This is a genomic window from Aeromonas sp. S11(2024) (genome assembly GCF_041402345.1).
Classification (GTDB): Bacteria; Pseudomonadota; Gammaproteobacteria; order Enterobacterales; family Aeromonadaceae; genus Aeromonas; species Aeromonas veronii.
Genome location: NZ_JBGLRC010000014.1, coordinates 61,307 through 78,810, shown reverse-complemented (window position 1 = coordinate 78,810; position 17,504 = coordinate 61,307). Strand labels below are relative to the sequence as shown.

Genomic DNA, 17,504 nt, shown 5'->3' with positions numbered 1-17,504 from the left:
TCTGGAGGGCGTCTGTTTATCTGCGATGAACCCTGTGTGGCCGTCCGCAACGGTTGTTCACTTGTCGATTCCCCTTTCTGCCCGGTTTGATGCCAGAATCTCGTATCTTTGCTTCGGTACGTATCTTGATCATTTCAATGATTCTTGTATAGTTGAAATGAAAGGTTGCACCAAGGGGAGTGAAGATGAACAAAGAGATGGCCACCAAGGTCTTTGAATCGCTGGCATCCGGCATCCGGCTCGATGTATGGCGGCTGTTGGTGAAGGCCGGGCTGGAGGGGCGGGTCGCCGGTGAACTGGCCAGCGAGCTCGATATTGCCCCCAATACCCTCTCGTTTCACCTCAAGGCGATGCTCAACACCGGTCTGCTGTCGGTGGAGCAGGAGGGGCGCTTTCTGCGCTACCGCGCCAATATCCCTTTGATGCTGGATGTGATCGCCTACCTTACCGAGGAGTGCTGTGCCGGTCATCCCGAGGCGTGCGGCGTGATGCGTGCCGAGTCAGCCTGCTCCCCCCATGTTCTGCCTGCGCAGCCCTGCTGCAACAAGGAGTAATGCCATGTCCTCCATTCAGATTTTTGATCCCGCCCTCTGCTGCTCCAGCGGTGTCTGCGGTACCGAGGTTGATCAGGCTCTGGTCACCTTCGCAGCCGACCTTGCCTGGGCCAAGGAGCAGGGCGTTGCCATCGAGCGTTTCAATCTGGCCCAGCAGCCGATGCAGTTTGCCGAGACACCTGCCGTCAGCGCTTTTCTGACCCACGCCGGGGAGGAGGGGTTGCCGCTGGTGCTGGTGGAGGGGCAGGTTGTGTTGACCGGCCGTTATCCGAGCCGCAACGAGCTGGCCCGTTATGCCGGGCTGCCTGCGCCGCAAGCGGCCATCAAGGGGATCGTCAAGGGCGGCTGCTGCTCTGGCAGCGGTTGCTGCTGAGTTGCGACGCACCATTCGGGAGAGGCTATGTACCATTTTCTGACCAATCCACCGCCGTTTCTCTTCTTCACCGGCAAGGGCGGGGTGGGCAAGACCTCGCTGGCCTGCGCCAGTGCGGTGGCGCTGTGTGATATTGGCAAGCGGGTGCTGCTGGTAAGCACCGACCCTGCCTCCAACGTGGGGCAGGTGTTTGCCACCGAGATCGGCAATCGCGTCACCACCATCGCCGCTGTGCCCGGTTTGTCGGCGCTGGAGATAGATCCCCCCGCGGCGGCCAAAGCCTATCGGGAGCGGATCGTCGGGCCGGTGCGCGGCAAGTTGCCCGAGAGTGTGGTGCGCAGTATCGAGGAGCAGCTCTCTGGCGCCTGTACCACCGAGATCGCCGCCTTTGACGAATTCACCGCCCTGCTGACCGACCAAACGCTGCTGGCCGAGTATGACCACATCGTCTTTGATACGGCCCCAACCGGCCATACCATCCGGCTGCTGCAACTGCCGGGCGCCTGGAGCGAGTTTCTGGAGCAGGGCAAGGGGGATGCCTCCTGCCTCGGCCCGCTGGCGGGGTTGGAGAAACAGCGCAGCCAGTATGGCGAGGCGGTCGCCGCGCTGGCAGATGCCGCTCGCACCCGGTTGGTGCTGGTGGCGCGGGCCCAGCAATCCACTCTGCGGGAAGTGGCTCGCACCCACGAGGAGCTGGCTGCTATCGGCTTGTTGAACCAGCAACTGGTGATCAATGGCCTCTTCCCCGAAGGCGCTATTGCCGGAGATCCGCTGGCAATGGCGCTCTGGCAGCGCGAGCAACGGGCTCTTGCCGATATGCCGCAGGGGATAAAGGGGCTGGCGCAGGATCATATCCCGCTGCTGGCCACCAATCTGGTGGGGCTCGACAGTTTGCGCCAGCTACTGCAACCACAGGATGCTGGTGCGCAGGTATCACTGGCAACGTCAGCTCATCTGCCAACCCAGCCCGAGCTGAGTTCACTGGTGGACGAGCTGGCCGCCGATGGTCATGGCCTTATCATGCTGATGGGTAAGGGCGGGGTAGGCAAAACCACCCTGGCAGCCGCCGTGGCGGTGGAGCTGGCGAGCCGCGGCCTGCCGGTGCACCTCACCACCTCGGATCCTGCCGCGCACCTGAGCGAGACGCTGGCAGGTAGCTTGCCCCATCTGGAGGTGAGCCGCATCGACCCCCACGCCGAGACCGAGCGTTACCGTGCCCAAGTGCTGGCCACCAAGGGGGCTGCGCTGGACGAGCAGGGGCGGGCGCTGCTGGAGGAGGACTTGCGCTCCCCCTGTACCGAGGAGATCGCCGTGTTTCAGGCCTTCTCGCGCATCATTCGCGAGGCGGGCAAGCGCTTCGTGGTGATGGATACCGCCCCCACCGGCCACACCCTGCTGCTGCTCGACGCCACCGGCGCCTACCACAGGGAGATCGCTCGCCAGATGGGAAACAAGGGGCTGCACTTCACCACCCCCATGATGCAGTTGCAGGACCCCAAGCAGACCAAGGTGTTGATTGTGACGCTGCCCGAGCCCACGCCAGTGCAGGAGGCGGCGAGTCTGCAGGCCGATCTGCGTCGGGCCGGCATCGAGCCCTGGGGCTGGCTCATCAACCACAGCTTGCAGCAAGCTGCGGTCAGCTCGCCGCTGCTGCAACTGCGGGCCGAGCGCCAGTTGCCCCATATCGAAGCGGTCGAGCGGCAACACGCCAGCCGCTACGCCGTGGTGCCGCTGCTCGCCGAGGAGCCGGTGGGGCCCGATGCCCTGCGCCGCCTCTGCCAGCACCATTGAGTCGCCGCCCCGGCCTGCTGCCGGGGCGGCTTGAATATGCAGTTACTTGTTATAAACCCGTGTTTTGAACCAATAGAAGATGCGAAATTGCGCCGCATCGGGAGCTGTGATGTCTGCAACATGTGATGCCAAGGCCGTGCCTGCCATCGGCTTTTTTGAACGTTATCTGACCGCCTGGGTCGCCCTCTGCATTCTGGTGGGGATCGGGCTCGGGCAGGGGTTGCCGGATCTCTTCAAGGCGATCGGCGCTATGGAGGTGGCCAAGGTCAACCTGCCGGTGGGGCTGCTGATCTGGGTGATGATCATCCCCATGCTGCTCAAGATCGACTTTGGCGCCCTGCATCAGGTGAAGGGCCATATGAAAGGGATAGGCGTCACCCTCTTTATCAACTGGCTGGTCAAGCCCTTCTCCATGGCCTTCCTCGGCTGGCTCTTTATCCGCGTGCTGTTTGCCGACTGGCTGCCGGCAGATCAGCTCGACAGTTACGTAGCGGGGCTGATCCTGCTGGCGGCGGCCCCCTGCACCGCCATGGTGTTTGTCTGGAGCCGCCTCACCAACGGCGATCCCTACTTCACCCTGTCGCAGGTGGCGGTGAACGACCTCATCATGGTGTTTGCCTTCGCACCGCTGGTGGCGCTGCTGCTCGGGGTCTCCAGCATCATAGTGCCGTGGGATACCCTGCTTACCTCTGTGGTGCTCTATATCGTCATCCCGGTGATCATCGCCCAACTGCTGCGCAAGGCTTTGCTGAAAAAGGGAGAGGCCCATTTTGACGGCGTCATGACTCGCATCCAGCCCTGGTCGGTGGCGGCCTTGCTGCTCACTCTGGTGCTGCTGTTCGCCTTTCAGGGCAACGCCATCATTGAGCAGCCGCTGGTTATCGCCCTGTTGGCGGTGCCCATCCTGATCCAGGTGCTGTTCAACTCTGGCTTGGCTTACTGGCTTAATCGCAAGGTGGGGGAGAAGCACTCGGTCGCCTGTCCTTCCGCCCTGATCGGCGCCTCCAACTTCTTCGAGCTGGCGGTGGCCGCCGCCATCAGCCTGTTCGGCTTTCACTCCGGCGCGGCGCTCGCCACCGTGGTAGGGGTACTGATCGAGGTGCCGGTCATGCTACTGGTGGTGCGGGTGGTTAACGCCAGCAAACCCTGGTACGAAGCGGGGCTGAGCCGCTAACTGACAGCCGTTAACAGATGGCCGCGAACTGATGCTATCCATTTTCTATTCACTTGATTAATGAGAGACACGCAAATGAGTGCAATCACCATCTATCACAACCCGGAATGTGGTACTTCCCGCAACACCCTGGAGCTGATCCGCAACAGCGGCGTGGAGCCCACCGTGATCCACTATCTGGAGACGCCCCCCTCCCGTGACCAGCTGGTGGCGCTGATCGCCGCCATGGACATGCCGGTGCGCGATCTGCTGCGCAAGAACGTCCCCCCCTACGAGGCGCTCGGTCTGGCGGAAGATCGTTTCAGCGATGATGAACTGATCGATGCCATGCTGGCCCACCCTATCCTCATCAACCGGCCTATCGTAGTCACCCCCCTCGGTACCAAACTGTGCCGTCCGTCGGAAGTGGTGCTCGATATTCTGCCCGATCAGCAAAAAGGGGCCTTCGCCAAGGAAGATGGCGAGCAGGTGGTGGACGCGAGCGGCAAGCGCCTCAAGTAATCATCTGAGTGCTCAAGTACGGATTGAAACAGGGCCAGCGTCACGCTGGTCCTGTTTCGTTGTGTGAACAAGTTGAAAAAGTTATTCCGGCCAATCGTTTTACCGCTTTTTCTGTGACGATGATCACTGTACCATCGCCGCCCGACCTGCCACCCGGCCGCATCTCCCCCTGCGACGGCGCTGGCGTCACCCGATACATGCTGTCACCCGGAACGTGAATGACCCCAGGATGGGACCCGCCACTAACCTGTAGGTTTGTGGTCTGCGTGTCGCGTGGGTCGGCACTTCTCCCGCCGGATCGCCCGCGACGCCTGTCTGCAGACTTGCCATATGAAACTCCTCTCTTCATAGGTGCAAGATGACACTGTTATTGAGTCTGGTCGGTATGCTGGCCCTGATGTTTATCGCCTGGCTGGCGAGTGAAAACCGCCGAGCCATCCGCTGGCGAACCGTGCTGGGCGCGCTCACCCTGCAAACCGGTTTTGCTGCGCTGGTGCTCTATTTCCCCCCCGGACAAATCATGCTCGGTGCCATGAGCAATGGCGTCTCCGCCCTGCTCGGCTTTGCCGACAGCGGCATCCGTTTCGTGTTTGGCGATCTCGCCAGCAACGGTTTTATCTTCGCCGTGCGGGTGCTGCCGCTGGTGATTTTTATCAGCGCGCTGATCGCCGTGCTCTACCACTTCGGCATCATGCAGTGGGTGATCCGGGTACTGGGCGGCGCCATTCATCGCTTGCTCGGCACCAGCCGCGCCGAGTCACTGGTGGCCACCGGCAATATCTTCCTCTCGCAAGGGGAGTCGCCGCTGCTTATTCGTCCCTTCCTCGCCGGTATGACCCGCTCTGAACTCTTTGCGGTGATGACCTGCGGCATGGCCTCGGTGGCGGGCTCGGTGCTGGGCGGTTACGCCGGTCTGGGTGTGGATCTTAAATACCTGATTGCCGCCTCCTTTATGGCGGCGCCGGGTGGCCTGCTGATGGCCAAACTACTGGTGCCGGAGCAGCAGCAGGTGAGCGATCAGACCGAGATCACCCTCGACAAGAGCGACTACAGCAACGCCATCGACGCGCTGGCGGGCGGTGCCATGGGCGGCATGAAGATCGCCGTAGCCATCGGTACTATCCTGCTGGCCTTTGTCAGCGTGATCACCATGATCAACGCCGGTCTCACCACCGTCGGCGAGTGGTTCGGCTGGGCCGATCTCTCCCTGCAGCAGCTGCTTGGCTATCTGTTTGCTCCGGTGGCCTGGCTGATTGGCGTGCCCGCCAGCGAGATGATGGCGGCAGGCTCCCTGATTGGTCAGAAGGTGATCATGAACGAGTTCGTCGCCTATCTGGATTTTGCCAATATCAAGGCGGATCTGAGCGCCCACACCCAGATCATCATCATCTTCGCGCTGTGCGGTTTTGCCAATCTGGGCTCCATTGCGGTGCAACTGGGCTCCATCGGCACCATGGCACCGGAGCGCCGTCACGATGTGGCCAATATGGGCTTCAAGGCGGTGCTGGCGGCGACCCTCGCCAACCTGATGAGCGCCACCCTGGCCGGGATCTTTGTCTCCCTCTGATGAGATAAGGCCAGGCTGCACCAGTAAAAAAAGCGCCCGCCCCATCTGGGGCGGGCGCTTTGCTTTATGGGCAGGGTACTAGCGAGCGTTCGCTTCCCCCAGCCTTGGGTTGAGGGAGAGAATGCGGGTCTTGCTGACCCGGTGGCGATAGATCTCCCGCAGATAGAGCAGCGCCTTTTTCACCGATTCACGGCTGAGGCGAATATCGTTGATGGAGACGAACTTCTCCTTCTCGCGGATAAGCTCCCGATATTTCTTCTCATACATGGGCTTGATGGCGTACCAGTTGGTATCGAGGATCTTGGCCGGGTTCTCGAACTCGTTGAGCATGCTGTCGAGCAGTGTGTCGTTCCACTCCTCATTGCAGATCATCTCGATCACCGCCTTGTCCAGATGCTCATCGAAGCGATAGTGATCCTTGGCAAAGCAGCGCTTGATAAAGGCCACGATCAGGGTCAGGAAGTCATCGCTCAGGCAGGGGCTCTTGACGATCAGGGTGGTGAGGGAGATATTGGCCGACGCACCAATGACCAGTGCATAGCGCTTGAGGGTGGTATTGGGGAAGAGCCCGTTGAGGTGAGACTTGAGCCGGTTGAGATCCATATAGGAGAGTTTGTACTCCTTGGGCAGGGAGATGATCGACACCACCGATGAGCAGTTCTTGAAGAAGTGCAGCTCGTTGAGGTGGGCCGGGTCATGGCCACTTTTCACATAGTCGTCCAGATACTCCCGATAGTTGCCCGCCTCGATGGGCAGCAGACTGATCCCCTCTATGGCCTGGGTCATCTTGTTGAAGTGGGGCAGCTCGATGGAACGGGTGAAGAGATCGTCCACATTGAGCCCGTCCTCCTTGTCAAACAGGCCGCCGGGGGGGGAGATGGACTCGGCATACGCCACCGCCACCGGCCCCGCCAGACTCATAAAGAGGTCGTTGGCATCGAGCCGAATGGTCTCGCTGATGTCGATGCCCGCCCGGCGAAAGTAGTTCTCGTCGTAGTCGGTGGTGACGGCCTGGGCGGTAAGAATGTTGAAGATCTGCTGGGAGATGTACTGGTTGGCGTACTTCTCCATGGTGTTGACATCAACATGCTGGATCTCGCCATCGTCGCTCTCTTCGGCGTAGCGCATGATGTCGTTGGAGATCAGCATCATGGCATTCCAGGGTCTGATCCGCTTGAGCATGCTGGCATCGCACGCCTGCTCGTTGTCGAAGTGATAGGAGAAGTCCCACTCCTCGGCCAGATACTTGCACAGCAAACGCCCCGCGTTGATGTGCAGGGCTTCCGAGATCTCGATCCCCCGATCACAGATATTGGGCAGGATGCAGATGCCGCTGGTGAAGATGGGATCGAACATGAAGTGCTCCCCGAGGGAGAGGTGCTCCTCCTCTTCTGACGGGGGTGAAAAGGTCTTGCTCATGTAGGAGTACTGCTGGGCCAGCCCGAACTCGGAGGCCATGCCGGAGCCGGTGCCGCCCCCGGCACTGAAGATGTAGAAATAGAGACGGGACTGGTTGGCCTTGATGCCGCAGGAGTCCACCAGATAGGTATGAATGGCCTGCCACTCGGAGTTGGCGAAGTAGTGGGGGCTCTTGTTGAGGATGATCTTGGCCAGATACTGGCCAAGGATAGGGGCGTTACCTGCGCCTCCCGCGTGGATCTCCGACAAGTCCATCACCCGCATCTTGGCGTAATCACGCAAGGAGCCACCTTCGCCGCTGCGATTGGAGTGGCGGATGCGGCCATCGATGTCCTTGTCCAGATCCCCCAGCATCACCATGGGCTCGATCAGAAAGACCGGTCGGGCCCCGTTGTTTGGCAGCCGCAGGTTGCGCCGGATCCAGCTCACCGGGCCAAACTCCTTCTCCCGCTTGCGTTGCTCTTCACTGTTGAACTCATTGAGATAAAAGCTGCGGGCGTTGTAGACCAGCGAGGCGACATCCTGCGCGATGTTGGAGCCGCAGCGTCCCAGCCCCACCAGACAGACGGACGGAAAGTTGTGGGGCACGGTGGCGCCCGTTTCACTCTCTCCGATGGCGGCCGGAAACACCGCGTGGCGCAACTGTTCCAGATTGGCGAGAATGCGGGCCAGATCCCCTTCGGTGTAGTAGAGGTAACGGTTGCCTGCGTCCTGCTCATCATCCGTGCTGATAGGTAGCAGATCGATATGCTCGGTCATGAAAAAAGATCCCTCTTGGCGGCGAATGTATATAAATCAGCAGCTTTGGACTGCCCGCTAACTCTAGATGATAAAAAGCGGGGGCGCGGTGAGCGGAGGGCGAGAGTTGTGACTGTGTGATCATGGGCACAGCAACATCCCGGAAATCTGCCGGTACCCCGCTCTGGACGGATGGGGCAACGGTGCCCCATTCCCCTGAAAAGGGGGACTCCCACACTCAACAACGTGTTGGCCGCGTGCCGGATTATCCCGCTCTGAGCAGCCTGTTTCCCTTGCGCTGGCGTGGAGGAATAAACACGAAAAAGAATTTTTAGATTGGTTTTACTATTTCCAATCGATTATTTGATTGGGCAGTAACGGCATTAGCGATGTCAGATTAGGGGAGCAGGTTGGCCAACGCGCCGTCAGCCAGTCTTTATGCGGTCACACAAGGAGACACTCTGATGGAAACACTTGACCAGAAAATCGACACCATGCGAGAAGCATTTATGCAGCAGGAGCGTAAACAGGCCCACGACAAGTGGCAAGCCAGGGTCGAGGAGCTGCTACAGATACGGGGTGAGGAGAGACAACCGGAGGAGCAGGAAGAGTAGTGCTCGTTCCCGGGCGAAAGTTGAGGTAGCGAACGCTTCGTATCGGCTACCCGTTATCTACCACCGATAAAAAAACCACCGACCTTTTGCTGGTCGGTGGTTTTTTTATGGATTGCGGCTGATTGGGTGGCCTGACTTCCGGGCCGAGCAATGGGGTCACATCCAGGGCGTAGGGACGCGCCTACTTCGAATGGGTGACGGGCTCTTCGGAGAGCAACTCGTTAACGAGTCCTGCAGCCAGATGAATATTCGACTCCATCTTGTCGCCGTCCACCGCGTTCTCTTTCCACGACTCGGGGGCTTCGGGGTGTGGCCCGGAAACGGCCACCTTGCCTTTGCCGTATGAGCTGATCAGCGCGGCAATCTGATGGTTTTGAAAATGGGCGATGACCTTGACCTGCTCGGGGCTTGGCACCGGCGTAAATTGCGGGCCGGCCTGGTAATACATCTGGCGCGCTTCACCAAGCCAGCTGATTGGGAAGATCCTGGCGCTAAAGTCGCCGTCATAATCATCGGATGTGGCAGGAACAAGGCCCAGCGCCGGCACAAAGCCCTCTTCTTCAGACCAGCCGGTGGATGCCACAAAGGCACCCCCACAGATCCCGAGGTAGCGGCCACCATTCTGCAAATAGGTTTTTAACGCCGAGCGCGCGTCCGCGGTGAAGGCATTGAGGAGCGGCTCAACATCGTCCTCAGTGCCGCCAACGATAAACACCCTGGCATGATCGAGCTCTGCAGGCAGCGCTTCGATATTGGAGAGATACCTGACTGGCAACCCCACCTGCTTGACCACATCCGCAATCGCCTTCGTGCTATCCCCATCAGAAACAGGCCCGTTATAGATCAGCGCGTACTGCTCTTGTTTCGGCTGCGCAGAAGCGGCCTCTGCCATGCATCCTGTCATTAACCAAAGGCTGATAACGCTCGCAATCAGCCTGATGCTTTTTGAAAAATTCATCGCTGCCACTGTCCCTGTGATGTGAATCGAAGAGACTACTTATCACGATCTCGTTCTGCATGTCAGCCGCAGTTAAATGAACATTTCAAGTTAATGCGCTAACGCTGATTAGGCCTGCGTTCGACACACAACGAACGAGCCAATACAGAGGGACAAACCACAGGATTTCGGCCCCTGCTTCGGAGTGCGTGCAACAGCTTTCCTGTGTGACGCCTCTTCTGGCTGATGGCTAAGGATTTGAGGGGGAATACAGCAACATAAGAGGGGGCACTTCACCTTCACTTCACCGAACGGGGGTAGGGTAGGCTCACGTTTTCAGTTGGAGCTTCACCCTATGCCCACCATAGTTACCCACGCCGCCGTACCTCTCTGCCTTGGATTGGGGCTTGGCAGCCGGATTATCCCACCGCGCTTGCTGCTGGCGGGGGTTGCCATCGCCATGCTGCCCGATGCCGATGTGCTCGCCTTTAAACTGGGGGTCGCCTACGGCCATGTCTTTGGTCACCGCGGCTTTACCCACTCCCTGTTGTTCGCCTTTGCCCTGCCCACCCTTGCTATGCTGTTTCACCGCCAATTTCGGGCCAGCGCCGCCACCGTCTGGGCGTTTCTGCTGGTCTCTCTGCTCTCCCACAGCCTGCTCGATTCCCTCACCACCGGCGGCAAGGGGGTTGGCTGGCTCTGGCCGTGGCGTGACGAGCGTTTCTTCGCCCCCTGGCAAGTGATCCGGGTCGCCCCCTTCAAGCTGGAGGCCTATCTCACCGCCCGAGGTGAGGCGGTGATCCTCTCCGAGCTCTACTGGGTCTGGCTGTCGGGGGTTGTATTGATGCTGGTGTTGATGGGATGGCGGGTGTGGAGAAGGAAGTGGTAGGAGCGAGGTTTGCCAAATATTGGGCATTAATTCAACCGAAAATTGCTCTTTATATAACTGGGGGATAAATCAAATTGTGTAAAAAGAATACTCACCTTCCGGTGCATGAGCCATACAGCTGCTTGCTCAGAAAGGTGGGTGTCCTAAATTCTTACTCAACATCAATATTGACAAAGTGAAGTTCTTGAGGAGGACGCGTCTTGTTCCAAAAACGACCAAATGACCACTGTCCTTCTGGATTAAAAGAATTATCAGACGCTAGAGTAACTGAAATCCTATTTACATTCAGTACTAAACCGTCGAAAGAATCGAATCCTCCTTGAAGCCAATTCGGCCTATGTAAGGGGAATTTTTTAAACTCTACGTTATATTCTGGCTGAAAGTAAGAAATAAGGCTGGCTTCCATTGCCTCAAATAAACTGTTCATACCGCCTTTAATTAAGTTCGGTATTAATCCTGGACCAGTAATAACTATCCCTCCAGGCATCTGCGAATGAATTAGAAAACCAGGGTCATAAGCAAATATAAATAAGTTTTTATTGCCATGGCGCTGTTGAAAATCACCTTGAATTTCTACGACCTTCTCATGTGCCAGTGCGCGTTTGAAAACATTACTGTTGCCATTCGGTCCACACGCAATTCCTACGTATTCTACGTGAAAGTCAGTCAGTTCTCGATACTGATTAGGGTACTTAATAAAATGTAGAAGGTCGGGGGCTAGCATAAATCCATATTTACTCCCATCTTTGTGTGTAAATGTCATGCCCATTGGAAAACCACCACTCTCTGGTGGCTCAATTGCAACTGATAAAATTTCTTTTGGTCGAAGGTTCGAAGGGAGAGAGTAAGGTGATGTTCCATCAAAGTATAATTCAATTGGTACTTCTATTCTATCGGGGTAAGTCTGAAAAATTAAACTTGCAGAGACAATGAGTTTGTCACTATTCCAGTGAGCCTCTGTTCCAAAAAAGCTTGATGTTCTAGATGCTAGGATGTATAAGTGATAATCTCGAGTTAGTTCAGAGACTTCAATTGTATTTCCTCTATGGTCCTTATATATATCTTTTTTTCGACCATCCAGTTTTGCTTTTTTAAGCTTTGCTGCGGAGTTTGGGGAAAGAAGTATAGGGAACCCAGAGAAAAACTCCAAAGTTTGCTTCATCATCATAATAAACTCCTTGCCATATTGATTAAATGTGGGTTGCTATTTCGTGATGTTTTTTCGCCTAATCTATACGTTTATATTTCGTATAGTGTGAATATGGAGAAACTTAATTTCGTCCCTTCAATTTTCTGTGTTTTTAATTTTCTATCATTAACCCATTCATTTAACTTGGCTTCTTGTTTAAATGTTTTGTCAAATACGTTATGATATGCAGTCTCAGATGGATGAAAACCAACCATCCAAAAACTTCTAACCATACTTTCTGACTTTTTTATTTTCCTCAGTAACGCACCGTCATCGATCATTTGTTTTACGCAGTCATTGATACTTTTTGCTCGTTTGAACTCAATAAGAATTTCGCCAGGATATTTTTGATATCTCCGCTTTAACCAAAAATCAACAGTTGTAGTTCTTCTATGTTTGATGCGAGATTTCAGTCGTCTGTCGAGTGGATAAATTTTTTCTCTTCCCCAGTCAGAAACTTCGCTGTTTTGACGTTGGTATAGAAACATTGCAAATTCAATCTGTAACCACTTCTCATAGTCGTGGACTCTTTTATCAGGTGTTTCAATAAGACTTTCTATAAGTTGAAATTTATTTATGGCTGATAAGGACACGACAAAATCAGAGATCAATTTATAAATGAAATTAAAGTCCATATTTTAAACCTATCTCGTATGTTGGGCTAAAAATCGTAGGTTGGTGCTGAACGAAATGAAGCCCAACGTTTAATGCGAATATATCTGAAACTCTATTTTATGGTTTTTCCACATCCTTTTTTACTCCGCTTCGGTTGGCGAAATAATGCTCGCCTGTTGGGCTTGGCTACACGCTGCGCCAACCTACAAAAACCACGCTACCGCCCCTGAGTGACAGCTCCCAGTTCGCTGCTGTTAACCTGCGAGATAGCAACAATCGCAGCCATGGTGCGCTCCCGAGAGAGGGATTGTCGTTTGGCTATCTTAAGGGGGAGGGCTGAGTGTTGAGAAGCGGGTTTTGGCGGGAATCTGTGTTGGATCAATAAATTAGTCATTAAGACGTGCGCTAAGTGAGCAAATAGGGTTGCCGTAGACTTCCCTCACCCCAGCCCTCTCCCAGAGGGAGAGGGGGGTAAAAGAAAAGGGAGCCGGTCAGGCTCCCTTTTACATAGTTATGCGAACTGGCATATCAGGGCCACTGACAGTTGACCCCATACCCGACTTTAGCGGTTTGTCGCGGCCTTCATCCCTTCCACAAACTCTTTCAGACGAGTGAGCATATGTTCCGGATTCTGGTGGTGAGTCTCGATGATCTTCACCACGGCGGAGCCGGAGATGGCACCGGCGGCGCCAGCTGCGATGGCTTCACGCACCTGGGCCGGTTCGCTGATGCCAAAGCCGAGCAGGGCGGGGGGGGCATTGAACTCGCGCAAGGTGTTGATCAGTCCCTCCACCGGCATACCGGCCTTGGTCTCGGTTCCGGTGACGCCGGCGCGGCTCACCAGATAGGTGTAGCCATTGCCAAGCTCCGCCACCTGTTTCAGGGTCTCGGCGTCGCCATTGGGCGGGGCGATAAAGATGCTGTCGATGCCAAACTTGTCGGCGGCCGCCTTGTAGGGGGCGCACATCTGCACCGGCACGTCGGCGACCAACACCGAATCCACGCCCGCCTGCTGGCACTTCTCGTAGAAGCCGTCGATTTTGCGCACATAGACCAGGTTGGCGTAGACCAGTAGGCCAATGGGCAGCTGCGGGTACTTGGCGCGGATGCGGCCAAGCAGCTCGAAGCAGTCGTCCGGGGTGGTGTGGCTGGCAAAAGCGCGCAGAGCGGCGCCCTGAATGGTGGGGCCATCCGCCACCGGATCGGAGAAGGGAATGCCGAGTTCGAGGGCATCGGCGCCCCCTTCGACCAGCGCATCGACGATGGCCAGCGAGAGTTCAGGAGTGGGGTCACCCAGCATCACGAACGGCACAAAGGCGCCCTGATTGGCTTCGTCCAGACGGGAGAAGAGTTGTGCGTAACGGTTCATGACAAGGTTCCTTCTTTCTCGAAAATGTCGGCAACGGTGAAGATATCTTTGTCGCCACGGCCGGAGAGGTTGACGATGAGCACCTGCTCTTTTTCCGGTTCACTGCGGGCCATCTTGAGGGCGTGGGCTAGCGCGTGGGAGGACTCCAGCGCGGGGATGATGCCTTCGGATTTGGCCAGCTCCTGGAAGGCGTCCAGCGCCTCCTTGTCGGTCACCGAGGGGTACTCGGCGCGGCCGATGGCGGCCAGGTGGGCGTGCTGCGGGCCGACGGAGGGGAAATCCAGCCCCGCCGAGACGGAGTAGGACTCCTGAATTTGCCCCTGATTGTCTTGCATCAGGTAGGAGTGCATGCCAAAGAAGACCCCCTTGCTGCCGTGGCCGAGCGGCGCACCGTGTTCGCCACTCTCGATACCGTGACCACCCGGCTCGACGCCGATCAGGCGCACTGAAGGCTCATCGATAAAGTCGGCAAACATGCCGATGGCGTTCGACCCGCCGCCGACGCAGGCGATCACTGCGTCGGGCAGCCGCTCCTCTTTCTCGAAGCACTGGGCCTTGGCCTCTTCGCCGATCATCTTCTGGAACTCCCGCACGATAGTGGGGAAGGGGTGCGGGCCGGCGGCGGTGCCGAGCAAGTAGTGGGCCGACTCGTAGTTGGCAGCCCAGTCGCGCAGCGCCTCGTTGCAGGCATCTTTCAGGGTGCTGGAGCCGGAGTGCACCGGGATGACGGTGGCGCCCATCAGCTTCATGCGAAATACGTTGGGCTTCTGGCGCTCGCAATCCTTGGCACCCATATAGACCCGGCACTTGAGGCCGAGCAGGGCGCAGGCCAGCGCGGTGGCGACGCCGTGTTGACCGGCGCCGGTCTCGGCGATGATCTCGTTCTTGCCCATCCGCTTGGCCAGCAGCGCCTGACCCAGCACCTGGTTGGTCTTGTGGGCGCCGCCGTGCAGCAGGTCTTCACGCTTCAGATAGAGGCGGGTCTTGGTACCCTTGGTCAGATTGCGGGTCAGGGTGAGCGGGGTCGGGCGACCGGCATACTCGGTCAGCAGGGACTGAAACTCGGCGATAAAGGCCGGATCATCCTTGGCGTCGACGAAGGCTTTTTCCAGCTGGAGCAGGGCCGGGATAAGGATTTGGGGTACGTACATACCGCCAAATTCACCGAAAAACGGGTTGAGCAGGGTCATGGCTTCTTCCTTGTATTAGCTAAATCGAAACATCAAAAAGGGTTGCGTTACAGGTTGCGCAGTGCGCCGAAGGCGGCTGCAATCTTGTGCGCATCCTTCTGGCCCGGGGCACTCTCTACCCCGGAGTTGAAATCAAGGCCGAGGCAGCCCACTTGTGCCGCTTGCAGGGCGTTGTCGGGGTTAAGGCCGCCCGCCAGCATCAGTTTGCTCTTGTCGAGCGTGGCCAGCAGGGCCCAGTCAAACGCCTGACCGGTACCGCCGCTCTGGCTGCCCACTTTGGTATCGAGCAGCAGCCGATCGGCCGGATAGTCGAGGGCGGGCAGCGGTTCGCCGCTTTCTTTGCCGAGAGAGACGCCTACGGCTTTCCAGATCTGGCAGCCAGCGGGCAGCAGCGGCCGCAGTTCCTCGATATAGGCAGCATCTTCATCCCCGTGCAGTTGCACGGCGGCGAGTCCCAGCGCATCCACCGTCTTGGCGATGGTGGCGGGCTGGGCGTTGCGAAATACCCCGACGTAGGAGAGCGGTGCGCCCGCCATCACGGCGCGGGCGGCGGGGATGTCTACATAGCGCGGGCTTTTCGCCACAAAGATAAGACCCCCGAACACCGCGCCCGCCTGATGGGCGGCGGCGGCATCTTCGGCTCGGGTCAGGCCGCATACCTTGTTCTGGCCCAGTACCAGCTTGCGCACCGCCGCTTCCAGATCCGGCTCGGCCATCAATGACGAGCCCACCAGAAAGCCCTTGGCGTGGTGGCGCAGATCTGCCACCTGAGCGCGATGGTTGATGCCGGACTCGCTGATCACCACCCGATCGGCTGGGATGTCTTTAGCCAGCTGTTTGGTGCGGTTGAGATCCACGCTCAAATCCCGCAGATCCCGGTTGTTGATGCCGATGACCGGCGCCCCCAGCGCGATGGCGCGGGTCAGTTCTTCCTCGTTGCTCACCTCGGTGAGCACGCCAAGGCCCAGATCCTTGGCGACCGCGAACAGGGCACGATAGCCCTCGTCGGTGAGTACCGAGAGCATCAGCAGGATGGCGTCCGCCTGATAGTGGCGGGCTAGATAGACCTGATAGGGGTCAATCATGAAATCCTTGCAGAGCACCGGCTGGCTGACGCGGCTGCGTACCCGCGGCAAAAAGGCAAAATCCCCCTGAAAGAACTTCTCGTCGGTCAGCACCGAGATGGCGGTGGCGTATTTGCCATAGATGTCGGCGATCGCCTCCGGGCTGAAGTCGTCGCGGATCAAGCCCTTGGAGGGGGAGGCCTTCTTGCACTCCAGAATAAAGCGGGTGGAGCCCGCCTTGAGCGCCCCGACGAAATCCCGATCGCTTGGGGTCAGCGCGCTCTGGAAGCTATCCAGCGGCTGGGCCAGCTTGCGGGCGGCAACCCACTCCTGTTTGGCCGCCACGATTTTGCCGAGAATGGTCTGGCTGATGGAGGCCATGTTCAGAAAAGCATGGGGGGCAATACGGTCTGACATCTCGTTATCCTTGCGAAACTGGCTCTTGCCCTGCGGGCGTTCTGAATGACTGCTGTGCAACGTGGTGGCTGACATCATGCCTCCTGATGGCCCGCATCCTGATGGCTTAAAGTGGCGAGCCGGGCGGCCAGATCCGCAGCCTTGCCGCTCGCCAGCACCGCCAGCACCTCGGCCGCTGCGCTCTTGAGATCGGTCGCCTTGCCTGCCATCAGCAGCAGCGGTGCCACGTTGGCGGCGATGGCGGCGTTGTGGGCCGGGGTGCCACGCCCTTCCAGAATGGCGGCGGTGATGGCGCGGTTCTCTTCAGGCTCACCGCCCTGAATGGCGCTGACCGGATAGGTCTCCAGGCCAAAGTCAGCCGGGGTGATCATAAATTCACGGATTTCGCCGTCACGGATCTGGGCCACCTGGGTCGGGCCGTGGATGGCAATCTCGTCGAGCCCAGCGCCGTGAACCACCATACCGGTTTTCAGCCCCAGTGCCAGCAGGGTTTCTGCGATGGGACGCACCAGCTCGGGGGCATAGACCCCCATCAGCTGATAGGTGGGGCGAGCGGGGTTGATGAGCGGCCCCAGCACATTGAACAGGGTGCGGGTCTTGAGGGCCTGACGTACCGGCATGGCGTGGCGCACGCCAGCGTGGTACTGGGGGGCAAACAGGAAGCAGATGCCGAGTTCATCCAGACAGCGACGCGCCTGCGCCGGGCTCATGTCGAGCTTGATGCCCATCTTGTCGAGCAGATCGCTCGAACCCGACTTGCTCGATACCGAGCGGTTGCCGTGCTTGGCCACTTTCAGGCCGCAGGCGGCGGCGACCAGTGCCGAGGTGGTGGAGACGTTGATGGTGTTGAGGCCATCGCCACCGGTGCCTACGATGTCGCAAAACTCGTAATCCGGACGCGGGAAGTCGCGCGCTTCAGCCAAGAGAGCCTCGGCGGCGCCGGCGATCTCCTCCGGGGTCTCCCCCTTGATCTTGAGGGCAGTCAGCAGGCTTGCGAGCACGATGGGATCCACTTCGCCACGTACCACCTGACCGAAGGCGTCGCGGGTACTTTCACGGCTCAGAGACTGACCCTGATAGAGGGTGTTGAGATGTTGATGCAT

16 protein-coding genes are annotated in these 17,504 nt (G+C 58.0%); 8 read left to right on the top strand and 8 right to left on the bottom strand.

Annotated elements, in window-relative coordinates; all coding sequences use genetic code 11:
* Positions 1-185 precede the first annotated feature (185 nt).
* The 6 genes from ACB040_RS13095 (at position 186) to ACB040_RS13070 (ending at position 5,960) form a co-directional block, all read left to right on the top strand.
* Entirely contained in the window at positions 186-554 is a 369-nt protein-coding gene (locus ACB040_RS13095; protein WP_005338181.1) for a helix-turn-helix transcriptional regulator, read from the top strand.
* A gap of 4 nt (positions 555-558) precedes the next feature.
* Positions 559-927, top strand: a complete 369-nt coding sequence (arsD, locus tag ACB040_RS13090) for an arsenite efflux transporter metallochaperone ArsD (RefSeq protein ID WP_371155112.1) — start codon at positions 559-561, stop codon at positions 925-927.
* Between the two features lie 27 nt (positions 928-954).
* The gene (gene arsA / locus ACB040_RS13085) at positions 955-2,718 is read left to right on the top strand and encodes an arsenical pump-driving ATPase (RefSeq protein ID WP_371155110.1); all 1,764 of its coding nucleotides are present in this window, start codon (positions 955-957) and stop codon (positions 2,716-2,718) included.
* 109 nt (positions 2,719-2,827) lie between these two features.
* Entirely contained in the window at positions 2,828-3,892 is a 1,065-nt protein-coding gene (gene arsB, locus ACB040_RS13080; protein ID WP_005338173.1) for an ACR3 family arsenite efflux transporter, read from the top strand.
* Positions 3,893-3,967: 75 nt separating this feature from the next.
* Positions 3,968-4,393, top strand: coding sequence for a glutaredoxin-dependent arsenate reductase (gene arsC, locus ACB040_RS13075; RefSeq protein ID WP_080741219.1), 426 nt, complete (start codon positions 3,968-3,970; stop codon positions 4,391-4,393).
* Between the two features lie 358 nt (positions 4,394-4,751).
* Entirely contained in the window at positions 4,752-5,960 is a 1,209-nt protein-coding gene (locus ACB040_RS13070) for a NupC/NupG family nucleoside CNT transporter (protein WP_371155107.1), read from the top strand.
* Positions 5,961-6,038: 78 nt separating this feature from the next.
* Here ACB040_RS13070 and ACB040_RS13065 read toward each other — a convergent pair whose 3' ends face one another.
* The gene (locus tag ACB040_RS13065; protein ID WP_103251343.1) at positions 6,039-8,138 is read right to left on the bottom strand and encodes a hypothetical protein; all 2,100 of its coding nucleotides are present in this window, start codon (positions 8,136-8,138) and stop codon (positions 6,039-6,041) included.
* A 443-nt stretch (positions 8,139-8,581) separates the two neighbouring features.
* Here ACB040_RS13065 and ACB040_RS13060 point away from each other — a divergent pair, with 443 nt between their 5' ends.
* Positions 8,582-8,731 (top strand): hypothetical protein, encoded by a 150-nt coding sequence (locus ACB040_RS13060; RefSeq protein ID WP_005338159.1) that lies wholly within the window; start codon positions 8,582-8,584, stop codon positions 8,729-8,731.
* Between the two features lie 181 nt (positions 8,732-8,912).
* Here ACB040_RS13060 and ACB040_RS13055 read toward each other — a convergent pair whose 3' ends face one another.
* Complete coding sequence (locus ACB040_RS13055) at positions 8,913-9,689, bottom strand: BPL-N domain-containing protein (RefSeq protein WP_371155105.1); 777 nt, start codon at positions 9,687-9,689, stop codon at positions 8,913-8,915.
* A gap of 334 nt (positions 9,690-10,023) precedes the next feature.
* Here ACB040_RS13055 and ACB040_RS13050 point away from each other — a divergent pair, with 334 nt between their 5' ends.
* Positions 10,024-10,557 (top strand): metal-dependent hydrolase, encoded by a 534-nt coding sequence (locus ACB040_RS13050; protein WP_371155103.1) that lies wholly within the window; start codon positions 10,024-10,026, stop codon positions 10,555-10,557.
* A gap of 151 nt (positions 10,558-10,708) precedes the next feature.
* Here ACB040_RS13050 and ACB040_RS13045 read toward each other — a convergent pair whose 3' ends face one another.
* The 6 genes from ACB040_RS13045 to trpD all read right to left on the bottom strand — a co-directional run bounded on the left by ACB040_RS13045 (position 10,709) and on the right by trpD (position 17,504).
* Positions 10,709-11,725 carry a hypothetical protein gene (locus ACB040_RS13045; protein WP_371155101.1) on the bottom strand — a complete coding sequence of 339 codons (1,017 nt, stop codon included), beginning with the start codon at positions 11,723-11,725 and terminating at the stop codon, positions 10,709-10,711.
* 71 nt (positions 11,726-11,796) lie between these two features.
* Complete coding sequence (locus ACB040_RS13040; RefSeq protein WP_371155099.1) at positions 11,797-12,381, bottom strand: hypothetical protein; 585 nt, start codon at positions 12,379-12,381, stop codon at positions 11,797-11,799.
* Between the two features lie 542 nt (positions 12,382-12,923).
* Positions 12,924-13,730 (bottom strand): tryptophan synthase subunit alpha, encoded by an 807-nt coding sequence (trpA, locus tag ACB040_RS13035; protein ID WP_371155097.1) that lies wholly within the window; start codon positions 13,728-13,730, stop codon positions 12,924-12,926.
* Positions 13,727-14,920: a tryptophan synthase subunit beta gene (gene trpB, locus ACB040_RS13030; protein WP_005338139.1), complete on the bottom strand. Its 1,194-nt coding sequence runs from the start codon at positions 14,918-14,920 to the stop codon at positions 13,727-13,729. Before trpB ends, trpA begins: the two co-directional genes overlap by 4 nt.
* Positions 14,921-14,967: 47 nt before the next feature.
* Complete coding sequence (gene trpCF / locus ACB040_RS13025; RefSeq protein ID WP_371155095.1) at positions 14,968-16,476, bottom strand: bifunctional indole-3-glycerol-phosphate synthase TrpC/phosphoribosylanthranilate isomerase TrpF; 1,509 nt, start codon at positions 16,474-16,476, stop codon at positions 14,968-14,970.
* Positions 16,476-17,504, bottom strand: a complete 1,029-nt coding sequence (gene trpD, locus ACB040_RS13020; RefSeq protein WP_335843919.1) for an anthranilate phosphoribosyltransferase — start codon at positions 17,502-17,504, stop codon at positions 16,476-16,478. The genes trpCF and trpD overlap by 1 nt, the downstream gene beginning before the upstream one ends.